This is a genomic window from Streptomyces sp. NPDC005483 (assembly GCF_040606035.1).
Lineage (GTDB): Bacteria > Actinomycetota > Actinomycetes > Streptomycetales > Streptomycetaceae > Streptomyces.
On record NZ_JBEXEA010000058.1, the window covers coordinates 1 to 14310 of the forward strand.

18 protein-coding genes and 1 pseudogene are annotated in these 14310 nt (G+C 69.0%); 9 read left to right on the top strand and 10 right to left on the bottom strand.

What is annotated here, in order from left to right; translation table 11 throughout:
* Nucleotides 1-482 precede the first annotated feature (482 nt).
* The gene (locus tag ABZT06_RS46865; protein ID WP_020121623.1) at nt 483-653 is read left to right on the top strand and encodes a hypothetical protein; all 171 of its coding nucleotides are present in this window, start codon (nt 483-485) and stop codon (nt 651-653) included.
* A gap of 217 nt (nt 654-870) precedes the next feature.
* Here the strand turns inward: ABZT06_RS46865 and ABZT06_RS46870 are convergent.
* Nucleotides 871-1277 (bottom strand): annotated as a pseudogene (locus ABZT06_RS46870) (lamin tail domain-containing protein); the annotation flags it as partial.
* 101 nt (nt 1278-1378) lie between these two features.
* Between ABZT06_RS46870 and ABZT06_RS46875 the strand changes: the two are divergent.
* Together ABZT06_RS46875 and ABZT06_RS46880 are read left to right on the top strand one after the other, a co-directional pair.
* Nucleotides 1379-1603, top strand: a complete 225-nt coding sequence (locus tag ABZT06_RS46875) for a hypothetical protein (RefSeq protein WP_355755221.1) — start codon at nt 1379-1381, stop codon at nt 1601-1603.
* A gap of 252 nt (nt 1604-1855) precedes the next feature.
* Nucleotides 1856-2140, top strand: a complete 285-nt coding sequence (locus tag ABZT06_RS46880) for a transposase family protein (RefSeq protein WP_355755223.1) — start codon at nt 1856-1858, stop codon at nt 2138-2140.
* Between the two features lie 507 nt (nt 2141-2647).
* Here the strand turns inward: ABZT06_RS46880 and ABZT06_RS46885 are convergent.
* On the bottom strand, nt 2648-3787 hold the full coding sequence (locus ABZT06_RS46885) for a helix-turn-helix domain-containing protein (RefSeq protein WP_355755225.1): 1140 nt from the start codon (nt 3785-3787) through the stop codon (nt 2648-2650).
* Between the two features lie 87 nt (nt 3788-3874).
* On the opposite strand from ABZT06_RS46885, the gene ABZT06_RS46890 reads away from it, so the two are divergent.
* From ABZT06_RS46890 to ABZT06_RS46900, 3 genes are read left to right on the top strand one after another with little or no spacing between them, the layout of a single operon-like run.
* The gene (locus tag ABZT06_RS46890) at nt 3875-4930 is read left to right on the top strand and encodes a ferredoxin reductase (RefSeq protein WP_355755227.1); all 1056 of its coding nucleotides are present in this window, start codon (nt 3875-3877) and stop codon (nt 4928-4930) included.
* Nucleotides 4931-4937: 7 nt separating this feature from the next.
* Nucleotides 4938-6056 carry an acyl-CoA desaturase gene (locus tag ABZT06_RS46895; RefSeq protein WP_355755230.1) on the top strand — a complete coding sequence of 373 codons (1119 nt, stop codon included), beginning with the start codon at nt 4938-4940 and terminating at the stop codon, nt 6054-6056.
* A gap of 57 nt (nt 6057-6113) precedes the next feature.
* The gene (locus ABZT06_RS46900) at nt 6114-6269 is read left to right on the top strand and encodes a DUF6207 family protein (RefSeq protein ID WP_355755296.1); all 156 of its coding nucleotides are present in this window, start codon (nt 6114-6116) and stop codon (nt 6267-6269) included.
* On the opposite strand, the gene ABZT06_RS46905 is transcribed toward ABZT06_RS46900, so the two are convergent.
* The 4 genes from ABZT06_RS46905 to ABZT06_RS46920 form a co-directional block, all read right to left on the bottom strand.
* Nucleotides 6251-6937: a TetR/AcrR family transcriptional regulator gene (locus ABZT06_RS46905; RefSeq protein WP_355755232.1), complete on the bottom strand. Its 687-nt coding sequence runs from the start codon at nt 6935-6937 to the stop codon at nt 6251-6253. The genes ABZT06_RS46900 and ABZT06_RS46905 overlap by 19 nt on opposite strands.
* A gap of 40 nt (nt 6938-6977) precedes the next feature.
* On the bottom strand, nt 6978-7739 hold the full coding sequence (locus ABZT06_RS46910) for an SDR family oxidoreductase (protein WP_355755235.1): 762 nt from the start codon (nt 7737-7739) through the stop codon (nt 6978-6980).
* Nucleotides 7740-8162: 423 nt separating this feature from the next.
* On the bottom strand, nt 8163-8531 hold the full coding sequence (locus tag ABZT06_RS46915; RefSeq protein ID WP_355755237.1) for an MmcQ/YjbR family DNA-binding protein: 369 nt from the start codon (nt 8529-8531) through the stop codon (nt 8163-8165).
* Entirely contained in the window at nt 8528-8923 is a 396-nt protein-coding gene (locus tag ABZT06_RS46920; protein WP_355755239.1) for an MmcQ/YjbR family DNA-binding protein, read from the bottom strand. The genes ABZT06_RS46915 and ABZT06_RS46920 overlap by 4 nt, the downstream gene beginning before the upstream one ends.
* A gap of 128 nt (nt 8924-9051) precedes the next feature.
* Between ABZT06_RS46920 and ABZT06_RS46925 the strand changes: the two genes are divergently transcribed.
* On the top strand, nt 9052-9987 hold the full coding sequence (locus ABZT06_RS46925; protein ID WP_355755240.1) for an AraC family transcriptional regulator: 936 nt from the start codon (nt 9052-9054) through the stop codon (nt 9985-9987).
* Here ABZT06_RS46925 and ABZT06_RS46930 read toward each other — a convergent pair.
* The 3 genes from ABZT06_RS46930 to ABZT06_RS46940 form a co-directional block, all read right to left on the bottom strand.
* A complete protein-coding gene (locus ABZT06_RS46930) occupies nt 9984-10106 on the bottom strand; it encodes a hypothetical protein (protein ID WP_355755242.1) in 123 nt (40 codons plus the stop codon). The genes ABZT06_RS46925 and ABZT06_RS46930 overlap by 4 nt on opposite strands.
* A gap of 67 nt (nt 10107-10173) precedes the next feature.
* Nucleotides 10174-10533: a DoxX family protein gene (locus tag ABZT06_RS46935; protein WP_355755245.1), complete on the bottom strand. Its 360-nt coding sequence runs from the start codon at nt 10531-10533 to the stop codon at nt 10174-10176.
* A 173-nt stretch (nt 10534-10706) separates the two neighbouring features.
* Complete coding sequence (locus ABZT06_RS46940; protein WP_355755247.1) at nt 10707-11201, bottom strand: cupin domain-containing protein; 495 nt, start codon at nt 11199-11201, stop codon at nt 10707-10709.
* Between the two features lie 96 nt (nt 11202-11297).
* Here ABZT06_RS46940 and ABZT06_RS46945 point away from each other — a divergent pair, with 96 nt between their 5' ends.
* Both ABZT06_RS46945 and ABZT06_RS46950 read left to right on the top strand, forming a co-directional pair.
* Complete coding sequence (locus ABZT06_RS46945) at nt 11298-12134, top strand: LysR substrate-binding domain-containing protein (RefSeq protein ID WP_355755297.1); 837 nt, start codon at nt 11298-11300, stop codon at nt 12132-12134.
* A gap of 579 nt (nt 12135-12713) precedes the next feature.
* Nucleotides 12714-12866 (top strand): hypothetical protein, encoded by a 153-nt coding sequence (locus ABZT06_RS46950; protein WP_355755298.1) that lies wholly within the window; start codon nt 12714-12716, stop codon nt 12864-12866.
* Between the two features lie 262 nt (nt 12867-13128).
* Here the strand turns inward: ABZT06_RS46950 and ABZT06_RS46955 are convergent, their stop codons facing one another.
* Nucleotides 13129-14088, bottom strand: coding sequence for a helix-turn-helix transcriptional regulator (locus tag ABZT06_RS46955; RefSeq protein WP_355755249.1), 960 nt, complete (start codon nt 14086-14088; stop codon nt 13129-13131).
* Nucleotides 14089-14310: the final 222 nt, after the last annotated feature.

Sequence of the window (14310 nt, forward strand, 5' to 3'; positions counted from 1 at the left end):
AACAAGGACCTCAGCAATCCTCATTCTCGCTGGTCAGAGGCACTTTCTGCTTCCCTGACCGCCTGCCGGACAGCCCGCTTCATGAAAGCGCGAGGCTAACCTCGACCGACACCCGGGCCGGAATACCGTCGATCACCTGCTGGCGACCGCGACCCCGCCACCGCCCACGACGCCGGTGCGTATCTCGTGCTGCTGCATCCTCCTCCCGGAGAGCGTGCCGCCCCGAGGCCCCGAGTCGCTGGTCGGCGACGGCGCCATGGGCTTGGGGCGGGCAGGCGCCGAGGTGTTCCCCGTCGATCGTGTGCCACCGGAAGGCGTCGAACGTGTCGCCACCGTCGGCCACACGTTCAGCCGGTACGACGGCGAGGTGAACGCCGTGGAGAAACTGAGTCCAGTGCCCGCACAAGCAGTGGAGAAACCAGGGAAATCGACCGTGTGTTCTCGCATTCGCCGGGCACGAGGAGCTACGGAGGTTGATAACTATGGTTCCCCTGCTTGTCGTTCTTCTGCTGGCTCTGATCCTCTTCGGCGCGGGTTTTGCGCTGAAGGCCCTGTGGTGGCTCGCCGTCATCGTGCTGGTCGTCTGGCTGCTGGGCTTCGTCATGCGTTCCGCCGACACGGGCGGCCGCAAGGGCCGCTGGTATCGCTGGTAACCCGCCAAGCAGCAACATGCCTGTGGCTCCGGATGCGTCCGGAGCCACAGGCATGTCCCGGATCGGACATCTCTTCAGCAAAACGGTCCAACTACCGAGTTTCCTGAGAACCGGGCTCCGCAGCTGGGGCCCAGTGGGCAGTGGAACCGGCACCCCCAAACCGCCGGGCCCCAGCAACGGATGGCCAGGGCGGGGCGGAGTCAACGGTGCGACCACTGCCGTGGTGGAGGTGGCCGCCCCAGGAGGCGTCGCCGACGAAGCGGTCGTGGTCGTTGCGCAGGGAGCGGTGTCGGCGTAGCTGCGCCACACGCAGTCGCGGCGCTCCATGTACTGGTCGCTGACCATGTCGCGGTCCTCCCCTGTGTGGACGCGGACCGTGGCACGCCCGTCCAGGCGGTGGCTGTGGAAAGTGGAGGTGTGGCCGTCCTCGTCCGTCAAGGTCCAGCCGTCGGGATTGACCGTGCGGCGCGTGGTGTTGGTGAGTTCCACCCACTCCTTGTTCAGCGAACGCCACGATAGGTCGTCGCGGCCGGGCGAGCCGCACTGGACCGCGCTGATCTCCACCTTCGCCCGCACAGACCGGACCCGGCGGCGCCTAGGGCCTGTTGTGAGCGGGCTGGTCACAGCCCCTCGTTGAGGGCTGTGACCAGCACTGTCGCTTCGTAGCGGACGGCGACGAGTGGGCTGGCTTGTGACCGTTGGGACGGTGGGCGCATGATGACCGCGTGAATGACTGGATGCGTGCCCGTAACGGTTGGACGATCCTTCTGATGATCTGGGGAGGCACGCTGACCGGCGGGCTGCTCGGGGAAGCAATGTCGCGGATGGTCTTCGAGCATCACCCCGCGGCATCTGTCACGTCGAACCTGCCTTGGGTGGTGGGCGGCTCTCTGTTTGTGGCTCTCAGCGGCACCTTTGGTGTTCTGCGGCGGCGTCGGCAGCAAGGCTGACGAGCACCGGCAATGCCGGTTCCAGCGGTCGGGGTGTGGAGAAGCCCGCGAGTTGGTGTTGTTGTGACGCACTGCCTGGCCCGCGCGGCCTTGTCCCATCGTGTCTTCACTGGTCTCCAGCGCCGTCGACTTGGCGCGTTGATCTGCGAGTTGGCCGACCCGTGGGCCGTCTCGGAAGAGAGGCGACGCCATGAAGGCCCGCCGGGCCACGACTGCATGCGCACGGCTGGAGCAGGACCTCATCACCCGTTGGTGTTCACCGACCGCGTCATCGCTGCTTTGGTCATCCTGCGCTTCCAACTCCCACACGCGGCGCTGGCCGTGCTCTACGGCATGGACCTCTGCACGATCACCCGGGCTCTTCACGAGATCCGCCCGCTCCTGGCCGCCCGTGGCTTCGCCGTGCCAGGCGGTCCAGACCTGCGGCTTCGCACGTTGGCGGATGTCTTCGCCTACGCCGCGCCTGAGGGCGCCGAGCTGCGGTGGGACGGTACGGAGGTCCGGGTGCGCCGTCCACGGGTGAGCAAGCCCGGCTGACGCGCGTTCGTCTCGGGGAAGACGCGGCAGAACACCACGAAGACCACCCTCCTCACCGACGAGAAGGGCCGCACCTTGTGGGCCGGGGCGTTCCGGCTCGGTCGCACGCACGACCAGACGGCTGCGAGGCAAAGGTCGATGCGGGCTACCGGGGACTGGCCAAGCACTTCCCCGATCAGGCCCAGGTCCCGCCGCTGAAGCCGATGAAGGACTCGCCGGCAGAGGACGTCGCAGCGTGGAAAGCGGCGCGCAGCAGGCCTCGGAGCGGATCCGCGTCGAGCACGCCACCGCCGAACACAAGCAGTGGCGGTCTCTCCAGCGGTATATCGGACGCCCGGAGTACTTCGAGACCAACTCCGCCGTGGCCAGGGTTTGGTCTCCGACAGCGCCGCCGAGAGATGATCATCACCAGCCAACCCGCAAGGTAGTAACCGCATGGGGGCACCGAGCACGAGGCACGGTTCCTGGACCGCTCGCGGACGCGGTCGTGGACGACGGAAGAACGCGTCACCTGGCCCGAAGACCGACCGCCAGCGTCAGTTCAAGGACCCGGTGTGGCGAGGCGAGATCCGGAAACAGCTCCCGCAGCTGAGACATCCGGTACCGGACCGTCTGGGGATGGACGAACAACGCCGCCGCCACCTCATCCCGCCTGCCCTGGTGCAGCAACCACGCCCGCAACGTCTCCTCCAGCCGCCGCGCGGTCGCGACAGGCAGGGTCCGCAACGGTGCGAGCGCCCGGGCACGCAGGTCTGCGAACGCGTCCACGTCGGCGCTCAGCACCAGCTCGGGCAGGTGGTCCTCGGTGTCGCGGATGTCAGAGGAGAGAGAACGCGCGCGTAGGGCCCGTGTGTACGAGGCGGACGCCCGAGTCCATGGCCGGGCGGGGCCGACCACGGCGGAGCGGTCGGTCAGCTGCCGCAAGAGGTGGGATCGATCGGCATCGGGGACGAGCAGCACGCCGAAGGCGTCCGGCAGATCGTCGAGGACGAGGGTGCTCGGATCGAGCGTGCGGTGGGCAGGCCGCGCCTGGGCGGCGGGCAACAGGACCGCGGTCAGGGATACCGGAGGCTGCCACCCGGCCCGTTGGGCAGAGGCCAGCAGCACGTCCGGGCTCGCGCCGGCGAGGAGGTCGCGGGCCAGGTGTTCCAGGTGGCGTTCGTGGGCCCGGCCCCGGGCGGCGAGTTCGTCGGCGTGGCCCGCGGCGCTCGCGGCGGAGAGCTCGTCGATGTAGGCGAAGGTCAGCTCGGCGAACTTGGCGACCTCGGCGGCGGGCAGACCTGCGGGTACGGCGCCCGCTGCCAGGCATCGCCAGGCCACGCGGGCGCCGACGCGGTAGGCGCTGAGCAGGGCGTCCATCGTACGGCCGTCGCGCACTTCGCCGCGGCCCAGCTCGTAGGCCGCGTCACCGGCGTCGCCGCCTGTGGCGTTCCCGCTCGCGAGGTCCAGGTAGTGCCCCAGGGCAGTGCGGACGGCTCGGCGGATGGTGGCGCCCATGTGGCCCGAAAGGGCGTTGGCGTAGGGAGGGACCTCGTCGATGATCGCCTGCACGACCTCGTCGGCGGTGCTCTTCAGCGCGGCCCGGAGTGCGGTGACCGTCGTCTCGTCCAGGGCCAATTCGCTGGCCCTCTGGATTGCATGGCTCATGTTTTTGTTCCCTGCGAACAATTCGGCGGACCAGATTCACGTCCTGCGGTCAGGACTTTACGCCCTGAGGCACAGCAAGCTGGAGTCATGACGAGTACAGCCCTCCGCAGCAGGGCGTGGAAACTGCTCGAGATGGTCACGACGCCGCTCCTGCCGTCGGACTACCTCGATCTGGTCAGCCCGCTGCGTGCGGGCGCCGACCTGCGGGGGCGCATCGAGGCCGTGCACCCCGAGACGGGTGACGCCGCAACCATCGTGATCAGGCCGGGACGGGGCTGGCGTGGTCACACGGCCGGTCAGTACGTGCGGATCGGGGTGGACGTCGACGGGGTGCGCCTGTGGCGTGCCTACTCCATCACTTCACCGACCAACCGCCAGGACGGCCGTGTCACGATCACCGTGAAGGCGATCCCGGACGGCAAGGTCAGCAACCACCTGGTCCGCAGGGCGAAACCGGGCACCCTGATCCAACTCGACCAGGCGACAGGTGACTTCGTGTTGCCGCAGGCCAAGCCCGCCAAGGTGCTCTACCTGACGGCCGGCAGCGGCATCACACCCGTGATGGGCATGCTGCGCGACACCGAGTTCGACGACGTCGTCATGGTCCACTCCGCGCCACAGCCGCACGACGTGATCTTCCGCAACGATCTGCACGACCTGGTCGCGAACAAGAAGCTGCGTCTGACCGAGGTGCACACCGACACGGACGGCCTGCTCGATATCACCCGTCTCGACGAACTGGTGCCCGACTGGGCCGAGCGCGAGACCTGGGCCTGCGGGCCCGCGGGCCTGCTCGACGCCGCCGAAAAGCACTGGAGCGAGCACGGCGTCCCAGAGCGCCTGCACACCGAACGCTTCCGCCCCAGCATCGTCGCCGCCGGTGACGGCGGCGAGGTCACGTTCAGCGCCACCGGCAAGACCGCCGACGCGGACGGCGCCACGCCGTTGCTGGACGTCGGCGAGGAGGCCGGCGTACTCATGCCCTCCGGGTGCCGCATGGGCATCTGCTTCGGCTGCGTCACGCCACTCAAGGCGGGCGCCGTCCGCGACCTGCGCACCGGCGAGATCACCGAGGCGGAGCCGGGCGTCCTCATCCAGACCTGCGTGTCCGCCGCGGCGGGCCCCTGCGACATCGAACGGTAGGAGTACTTTGACCGCCATCGACCCCACCGCCCACCTGACCGCGGAACAGATCGAGGAGCTCGGCCGCGAGCTGGACGCGATCCGCGACGAGGTGATCGCCGGCCGCGGCGAGAACGACGCCGCCTACATCCGTAAGGTCATCTCGGCGCAGCGCAAGCTCGAGCTGGTCAGCAGGGGCGTACTCCTGTTCTCGATCTTCCCGCCCGCGTGGCTGCTCGGCACCGCCGGTCTGTCCGTGGCGAAGATCATGGACAACATGGAGATCGGCCACAACATCCTGCACGGCCAGTGGGACTGGATGCGGGACCCGAAGATCCACTCCACCACCTGGGAATGGGATCACGTCTCGCCGGCCGACCAGTGGAAGCACTCGCACAACGAGCTGCACCACACGTACACCAACGTGATCGGCAAGGACAACGACCTCGGCTACGGCATCATGCGCGTCGACGAGGACCAGAAGTGGCACCCGTTCCACCTCGGTCAGCCGCTGTGGAACTTCATCAACGCCTGCTTCTTCGAGTACGGCATCGCAGCGTACGACCTGGAGCTCGGCAAGAACCTGAACAAGCGCCGCCGCAAGAACCCGGAGTTCCGCGCGCAGGCCAGGGCCGTCGGCCGCAAGATCCGCAAGCAGGTGCTCAAGGACTACGTGATCCACCCGCTGCTGTCGGGCCCGTCGTTCCTCCCCACCCTCGCCGCCACGTTCACCGCGAACCTGGTCCGCAACATCTGGTCCCACTCGGTGATCATGTGCGGGCACTTCCCCGAGGGCGTGCAGGTCTTCGAGCGCCGGTCGATCAAGGGCGAGACGCGCGGCCAGTGGTACCTGCGCCAGATGATGGGCTCGGCGAACATCAGCGGCAGCAAGGCCATGCACTTCATGACCGGCAACCTGTCGCACCAGATCGAGCACCACCTGTTCCCGGACCTGCCGAGCAACCGGTACGCCGAGGTCGCGGTGAAGGTGCGCGCGTTGTTCGAGAAGTACGAGCTGGAGTACGTCACCGGGTCGCTGCCCAAGCAGGTGTTCTCCGCGTGGCACAAGGTCTTCCGGCTCTCGCTGCCGAACAAGAAGTCCGAGGTCAAAACGCTGGCCCCTGAGAAGGAGCTCGTCGCGGCCTGATCCCGGCAGGGGTTCAGACCTTTCGGCCGGACCGGCGGCACCGCCGGTTTCGGTGAGATCCGTTGCGGATGGTGGGCGACCGGGGCATCAGACCGTACGACACGGGATCCGGGGCGGCCGGGCGTCCGGCCGCACTGCACCTGTTCCGGTAGGGCGGCGTATCGGGGTCTGGCAGCGTCTGGTAGTCCCAGAGTTCAGGATCCGGTGGTGTAACGGCTGAGCATGAGGGCGACGGCTTCGTCCACGATCGCGGCGTCGGTGGGGTTGGGCGGGACGAAGTCGGTCCGTACGAGTTGAGGCCACAGGAACTGGCTGCAGATCATGCCGAGGAACTGTTCGGCGACTTCGGATGCCGACTGCGGCTGTCCGTCGGCCGAACGGAAGTCGAGTGTTCCAGCCTGTGCTTCGGCGTCCAGGTAGTCGCGGAGCCGGTCGAAGAAGGGGCCGCGGTCGATGGCGAAGCCGGTGCCGACGATGTCGGCGAGTTCCGGCATCTGAGGCAGTTCGGTGATGATGAGGCGGCACAGCGCCGCCGTGCCGGGCCGCGCGACCAGGCAGGCGTAGTCGCGGCCGATGTGGTCCAGACCGTACCGAGGATCACCGGGCGGGGGCGGGGCGGCGTAACACACATCCAGCTGCCACTGTTCGGCGGTGACGGCCGCGAACAGCGCAGCCTTGGAGGGGTACCGCTTGAAGAGGGTGCCGGTGGAGACGCGGGCCTCCTTGGCGATCTGGGCCAGGGAGGTCTTGTCGTATCCCCGGGCGAGGAAGAGATCGCGGGCGGCGCGGATGATGCGCGCGCGGTTCTCCTCTTTGATCTGCGCGTGATACCCGGCCTGGCATGTATCGCCACCGGTGTCCGCCCGGCCCGCCACCGACATGCCCACGCCCCTCGCCCGTCTCCCGGCCGCGTCCTCGCTGTCAGAGGACTGTCTGGCCGCCGTCCAGGATAAGGTCCTGGCCCACCGCGAAGGCGGAGGCATCGGAGGCCAGGTACACGACGGCTTCCGCGACCTCCTCGGGCATACCCATACGACCCAGCGGGATGGTGGAGCTGATCCCCTCCACGACCGCCGCCTGCACAGCGGGGTCCTCGATCCCGAGCTTCGAGGCGGAGTACAGCGGGGTGTCCACCGGGCCGGGGCTGACCGCGTTGAACCGGATGCCGTGCGAGGTGAGCAGATCCGCGTTCCACGACCGCATCAGGGAGGAGACAGCCGCCTTCGTCGCGGCGTAGGCGTTCGACTGCCCGTAGCCGCCGTGTGCGCTGTTGGACGCGTTGAGGATGACCGAGGACGGGTTGGCCAGCACGGGCACCAGGGCCTGGGTGAGGAAGAAGACGCTCTTGACATTGATGTCGAAGAGCCGGTCGAAACTGTCCTCCGTGTGGTCCTCGAAGGGCCGCCAGTCCGAGACGCCTGCGTTCAGGAACGCCACGTCCAGCTCCCCGAAGTGCTCACGCACCTGCTTGGCCAGAGCGCGCTGCGCGTCGAGATCGCGTGCGTCGGCCTGCACCACCGGCACCTTGTCCCCGAGGATCTGCCGCGCCTTGTCGATGCTGGCCGGGGTGACACCGGTGACCAGCACGTCGGCGCCCTCCGCGATGAAACGCTGGGCGGTCTCCAGACCGATCCCGCTCGTGCCGCCGGTGACGAGGGCGCGCTTGCCCGCAAGACGAGTCATGTTGATTGTTCCTTGCCGAGTCGTAAGGTAAGTCGACGAACTCACCACACCTGAAGGTAACTGCCGCACCAGCCGCAAGGCAAGTCGATCCACTTACCATCGGCGGCCTGACCCGGTTCGGCCCCGCCGGAGAGGGTGGCCGGCACCGGCTCGGAGGCCATGGCGCTGCCGTCGGCCAGGAGCCGGGCGCCTGCGGGCCCAGCGTGCGTGTCCAGGAGGTGGTCCCGGCCCACGACGTCCTGCTGTGGGGCGCAGGCCGTCGGCGGCTGGCCGGAAGTGCTCCTCGTCGAAGAGCAGCCGGAACACCACGGTCGGTTCCATCGGTGTCTCGGGTCGCCGACGGGCGTGTCCCGGACGGGCCGAGCCCTTGCACGGGACGCATACAAGCGAGGGCTCAGCCGTTCGCGGGGAAGCTCGCGGCGCTCATCGGGCACCGGGGCGGCCGCGTCGCGGCAACCGCTCGGCGACCAGGTCGTAGGAATCCTCGACCGCGTCGGTGATCAGCCGCTCCGTGATGCCGGGGCCCGGTCCCAGGGAGATCCAGTGGCGTTTGTCGAGGTAGCGGCCCGGGGTGATCGCGGCGTGGCCGCGTTCCAGTGCCCGCGCGCGCTCGGGTTCGCACTTGACCGTGATGATCTGTTCGTCCGGGTCGTCGGTGACGATCAGGAACACCTTGCCGGCGACCTTGTACACGTCGAGTCCGGGGGTGAAGGGGTAGCCGTGGCTGACGTCGGGGAGGGCCAGGGCCGTCTGGCGGGCGGTGTCCTGGAGGCGGTCACCGGCCGCGCTCACCGGGCCGCCCGCGGGCTGGTGCCGTAGGTGTGCGGGTCGACAGGCCGCTCGGCCCTGGGCAGGTGGGCGACGACGAGCCGGTAGGAGTCGGTGACGAGCTCCCTGACAAGCTCCTTGTCGACACCTTCTCCGCCCTCCACGGTGATCCAGTGCTTCTTGTTCATGTGATAGCCCGGGGTGATCTGGCTGTACTGCTCCCGCAGGGCGTGGGCCTCGCCCGGGTCCGCCTTGAGGATCACGACGGGCCGCCCCGGCACTTCGGTCATCAGCATGAACACCTTGCCGCGCACCTTGAAGACCTCCCAGTCGGGGCCGAAGGGGTGCTCCAGCCGGGCTCCGGGGAGTTCCTCCGCGCAGTTGGCGGCGGTCTTGTGCAGGGCCGATCCGTTCATGGGGCGTTGCCTTCCTCAGGTGGTGACGGACTGTGGCATCGAAAGACGCGGAGAGCGCGCCGCGCGGGCGCGGTGGCACGTCCATCCTTCCGCCGCAGCCGCCCGGAAGGGCGGTAGGCTGCGGACACGTGATGGTCGACAAGCGACACCCCGGCCCGAGCGGAAGCGCGGCCGGTCCGGCTGCGGTACCGCTGTTCGGTTTCCAGCCCCCGGTCGGCACCCCGTACGGCCTTGAGGTCGGTACCGTCGAGGACTTCTTCGTCCAGCACGACGACTGGCCGTGGAACCCTCCACGTCCGGGCCGCGCCACCTTCCACTACCTCATCGCCGTCACCGAGGGCGAGCTGCGGCACGACGTCGACCACGTCACGCGGATCGTCTCCCCCGGCCAGTGGCTGTGGGTGCGTCCCGGACACGCGCAGTGCTGGCATCCGCCCGGCGCGGTGCGCGGCCCGTTCATCCTGTTCGAACGGGACGTACTGCGGCCCGACCTGGCCCGACTCCTGGCCCCGCTCACCGCGCACGCGGCCCCTGCCGTGCTCACCCCGCACCCCGACGACGCCGCCTGGCTCCAACAGACGGCACTCCAACTCCTGGACGAACACCGCGCACTGGGGCGCCGCCCCCTCGACATCCACCACGCCCTGCGCCGCAGCCTGCTCGAATCGCTGCTGCTGCGCCTGGCCAACTCCCCCGGCATCACCCCCATCGGCACGGCCACGGCCCACGCGGGCCGCGCCGACCGGTACGGACGCTTCCTGGACGCCTTGGAGTTGCACTTCCGTGAGCTGCACCAGGCCGCGGACTACGCCGAGTTGCTCGGCTGCTCGGTCCGCACCCTGAGCCGTGCCGCCCGGGACGCCACCGGCAAGGGTGTGCGCGAACTCATCGACGAGCGACGCCTGTTGGAAGCCCGGCGCCTGCTGGGAGGTGCCCGGTGGGATGCCCGGTCTGTGGCCGTCCACCTCGGCTTCACCGATCCCGCGAACTTCGGCCGCTTCTTCCGCGACCGCACCGGCCTCACCCCGGCCGCCTTCGCGACTGAGTCTCAGTCGATGGCCTAGCTGGCCTCGATGGTGACGTCGACCGTGCCGTCGTACTTCTTGAAGGCATCGGTCCCCGAGTGGATTTGGCCGAGGATGACGATGCCGGGGTCGGGGATGGCGGCGTTTTCGATATGCACGAGAAATGACAGCGGCCGCGAGGTGGCTGGCCCTCAGGCGCATCCAACGGTCGAGAACTGGGCTCGATCACCGCCCGGTGGCCAGCCAGATGGTCACGGTCGCGGTGGCGATGAGCCCGACGTTGAGTGTGATCCGGCGGTCTTCGCCGGTCAGGTGGACGACGACAGCACAGATCTGCAGGAGCAGGAAGCCCATGGCCGCAGCCGGCGCCAGCGAGGGAGCGATACCGGTCAGCGGCGGCAGGATCAGTCCGGTCGCGCCGAGTATTTCGACCGCCCCCAGCGCCCTTACGACGGGCATTGGTACGCGGTCGACCCAGGCCATCATCGGTCGGAGTCGATCGCCGCTGCGGAACACCTTCATCGCGCCCGCGTAGAAGTAGAAGAGGGCGAGAAGTCCCGCGACGATCCAATAGGCGATGTTCATAATTCCCGTTCATGGGCCCCCGGTTTGCGGGGCCCCATCGGTTGCGTCGATTGTCAGAAGAGCTCTGGAGTAGGCCCGGTCCTTCGTCTGAGGGGCCCGCTCGGCGAAAGACGGGAGCGGCACGGCCCTGCCGGTCGGTAGGAGGGCGGCCGGGCCGTGCTGCCCAGTCGGCTTCAGGCGAGGTCGATGGCGGGCTCGGTCGCGTAGCGGCTCATCACGTCGATATTGGCCTGTGGCGTCAGCGGCCGACCGTCGGCGAGTACGTCCTGGAGGTCTCGGAAGTACTGCACGTACAGATCCGGGGTGAATGTGCTGAGCATGACCGCGGGCTGGTCGGCCAGGTTGGCGAAGGTGTGCGGGGTACCGGGCGGAACCATCACGAGCGTGCCCTCGGTGGCGTCGTAGTCCTCGTCCCCGACGGTGAACCGTACGGTGCCGGAGACGATGTAGAAGCCCTCGTCGTGTCGGGCGTGGCGGTGCTGCGGTGGCCCCTGGGTGTGCGGGGCGAGCACGGACTCGGCGATCGCGAGGCGGTGCCCGGTGTGGCTGCCGTCCTCCAGAACGCGCATGCGCGTGGTGCCCAGAACGATCGTCTCGCCGTCGGCGGGACCCACCACCGATACGGCGGGGCCAGCCTGCCGTTGGCTGGTCTTGGCTTCTTCGGTCATGCTCACGAGTGCACAACCGGCGCCCTCCCCGTGTCCAAGACTCATCCCGCAGTGCCGATACCTCCTCGGTATCGTTGCAGCGTGGAGCTACGAACCCTGCGTTACTTCGTGGCGGTCGCCGAGGAACTCCACTTCGGCCGGGCCGCCACCCGACTGCACATGAGTCAGCCGCCGCTGAGCCGGGCGATCAAGCAGTTGGAGGCCGACGTCGGGGCCCTGCTGTTCACCCGCTCGCCTGTCGGCGTCACGCTCACACCGGTGGGCACGGTGCTGCTAGACGAGGCGCGGGCCCTACTCGACCATGCCGACAGCGTCCGTGCACGCGTGAGCGCGGCGGCCGGCGTCGCGACCATCACCGTCGGCATCCTGGGTGACGGGACCGACCCGGGAATGACCAGGCTGGCCGCCGCCTACCGTCGACGCCACCCGGGCATCGACATCCGTATCCGTGACACCGATCTGACCGACCCGACGTGCGGGCTGCGCGCCGGCTTGGTCGACGTCGCCTTGACCCGAGCTCCGTTCGACGAGACCGCCCTGACGGTGCGTGCGCTGCGGACCGATCCAGTCGGCGCGGTCCTGCGCGCCGATGACCCGCTGGCCCGCCGCGACCGGCTGCGCCTGGTCGACCTGAGCGACCGCCGCTGGTTTCAGTTCCCTGCGGGAACCGACCCCATCTGGCAGTCATACTGGAACGGCGGCAGGCCGCGCGCGGGCCCAGCAGTGCGCGCAGTCCAGGAATGCCTGCAGGCCGTGCTGTGGAGCGGCACGGTCGGCCTTGCCCCCCTCGGACACGACCTACCCGCGGAGTTGGTCGCGGTACCGCTGATCGACATGGCACCGAGCCGAGTGGTGGCGGCGTGGAACGAGAGTGACACCAATCCCTTGATCCGATCCTTCATCGAGCTCGCGATAGCCGCGTACCGCCACTGAGCTTCGGCAACGGTGCTGCTGCAGCCCGTGAACAATTCGAACGCCGCGGGCCTCGGGCCTCGGGTCCGACCGACAGCAGTCACCCGATGGTCAACAGGTGACGCTTCTCTGTCCAGGCCAGGGAAAGCCCGCCCTGCAGGCACACAGCACTGCACCACCGGAGAAGGGGATCACTGCGGCCCTGGGCCGGAGCTTCGACCGGCGTTCCCGGCGTCGCCGACGCACTGTCGGCGGCACGGCACGGAGGCCCCGCCGACGCGCAACACGAGCGAGCGTGCCCCCGATCCCGGCCTTGTCCGCTCCGTCCATCCCGGCCTCCCACTCCTCAACTCCAGCCAGGGCCCCAGGGCCATGGGCTGAAGGCGGCCACAACGGGGATGGCAACCCCGACCACGCTCGTACGGCCGTGAGGACCTGGGCGAACTCCAGGACGCTGCAAAGGCACGCGCAACGTGTACCGCAACACTCAGCGCAAGACATGCCCCACCCCTGGGGCCCTCCTAGGTCGGGTGAAGCCTGTCGCATCGCAGAACCTTCGGGCGTGCTGACGCGCATGTGGCGCGGCCGGATCTGGCCGTGGTGGAGGTTGCGGCCGCGGATGAGTTGCACACCGCCCGCTGGGGAATGGCGTGGGCGGACCGTATGACCCCCGAGCCCGGTGAACCCGGCGTACTGACCTACGCCAGGAACCCGCCGCAGAGCAACAGGCGGAGGGCGAGCTCGACCGGGTGACCCGCCATGGACGCCACGAGACCTGGCATAGTCGACGGCCCCTCTCGCGCCCGACCACGGGTCCGACCGAGACCGGTCCAGCCATGGCGGTCTCCCGGACGGCCGATGGCCTGGGTTGTCCGCGGTGTCGCGAGCTGGCGCGCAGCGCCACCGCAGCGGTCTCGCGTGGACAGCTGCGCCGTTCCTGGTCTCGATGTACCCGTGGCGGAGTCTGCCGCTACTCCACAAGAGCTCCCGTAGATCGACTGGCGTGGCTCGACGGTCAGTCGGGGGTGGCACCCGTGTCAGCGGGCTGGGAGCCGTTGGCCGGCGCGGACCGCTCGACGTCGTCGTTGGTCGCGGCCCAGCTGGCCAGCAGGTTCAGGGCGCCCTGCGAGGGCGAGTGGGGCTCGGCGGTGTACGTGAGGAGGAACTGGCTGGGGCCGCCGGGGAGGGGGAAGGTTTCGAAGGGCAGGTCGAGGTCGCCGACGACCGGGTGGTGGAGGAGCTTCACGCCGGTGGTGTGCATGCGGACGTTGTGGGCTGCCCAGCGGCGACGGAATTCGTCGCTGCGGGTGGACAGCTCCCCGATCAGGTCCGTCAGCCGGCGGTCGTAGAGGGCGCGGCCGGCTTCGGCGCGCAGCATGGCGACCGTGTCATTGGCGACTTCGTCCCAGTGGCGGAAGAACTCGGTCGCGTGCGGGCTGAGGAAGACGAACCGGGCGTTGTTCGGCGGTCGTACGGGGTCGGCGTAGACGGGGGAGAACAGGGCGCGCCCGAGGTGGTTGGCGGCCAGGATGTCCCCGCGTCCGCTGAGGATGAACGCGGGTGTGCCGGCCATCGAGTCGAGGACGCGCTGCACCGCGGGCCGTACACGCTGCTGGGTCGGGCGGCGGCGTGGCGGGCGGGTCGTGCCGGCGCCGCGCAGGAGGTCGAGCAGGTGGATTCGTTCGGCCTCGTCGAGCTGCAGCGCTTGCGCGATGCCTTCGATGACGCTCTCGGAGACGCCCGTGGCGTTGCCGCGCTCCAGCCGGGTGTAGTACTCGCTGGAGATGCCCGCGAGGAGGGCGACTTCCTCCCGGCGCAGCCCGGTGACCCGTCGTCGCTCTCCGCCGTACAGGGGCAGTCCGGCCTGCTCGGGGGTGACCTTGGCCCGTCGTGTGCCGAGGAATTCCCGGATCTCCGCGCGGAAATCATCGCGGATGTCGCGGTGGGTGCCGTGGGGGTCGCTTCTGCCTGCCATGCGCTTCACTCTACGAGCGCGTCCGCCGGGTTGGGGGTCCCTGTCAGTGACCCCCTCATCAGGGACTCCCACCCCCGCGTGACAACCGGTTTTGTTGGTGGTGCACCGCCCACGGCGGTGTGAACCGTCCAGACGTACGACGCTCGTGCCGCCGGTCCCAGCCCCTCTGCGGCGCTGTCCGCGCTGCAGGCATCAGCCCCGCATACAGCGGGTGCCGGATCA

Bases quoted from the DNA above. Each gene is read 5' to 3' on its own strand.
- ABZT06_RS46955 (WP_355755249.1), bottom strand. From the start codon at position 14,088: ATGGCAGGCAGAAGCGACCCCCACGGCACCCACCGCGACATCCGCGAT.
- ABZT06_RS46890 (WP_355755227.1), top strand. From the start codon at position 3,875: ATGACGAGTACAGCCCTCCGCAGCAGGGCGTGGAAACTGCTCGAGATG.
- ABZT06_RS46905 (WP_355755232.1), bottom strand. From the start codon at position 6,937: ATGTCGGTGGCGGGCCGGGCGGACACCGGTGGCGATACATGCCAGGCC.
- ABZT06_RS46885 (WP_355755225.1), bottom strand. From the start codon at position 3,787: ATGAGCCATGCAATCCAGAGGGCCAGCGAATTGGCCCTGGACGAGACG.
- ABZT06_RS46920 (WP_355755239.1), bottom strand. From the start codon at position 8,923: ATGAACGGATCGGCCCTGCACAAGACCGCCGCCAACTGCGCGGAGGAA.
- ABZT06_RS46935 (WP_355755245.1), bottom strand. From the start codon at position 10,533: ATGAACATCGCCTATTGGATCGTCGCGGGACTTCTCGCCCTCTTCTAC.
- ABZT06_RS46865 (WP_020121623.1), top strand. From the start codon at position 483: ATGGTTCCCCTGCTTGTCGTTCTTCTGCTGGCTCTGATCCTCTTCGGC.
- ABZT06_RS46940 (WP_355755247.1), bottom strand. From the start codon at position 11,201: ATGACCGAAGAAGCCAAGACCAGCCAACGGCAGGCTGGCCCCGCCGTA.
- ABZT06_RS46910 (WP_355755235.1), bottom strand. From the start codon at position 7,739: ATGACTCGTCTTGCGGGCAAGCGCGCCCTCGTCACCGGCGGCACGAGC.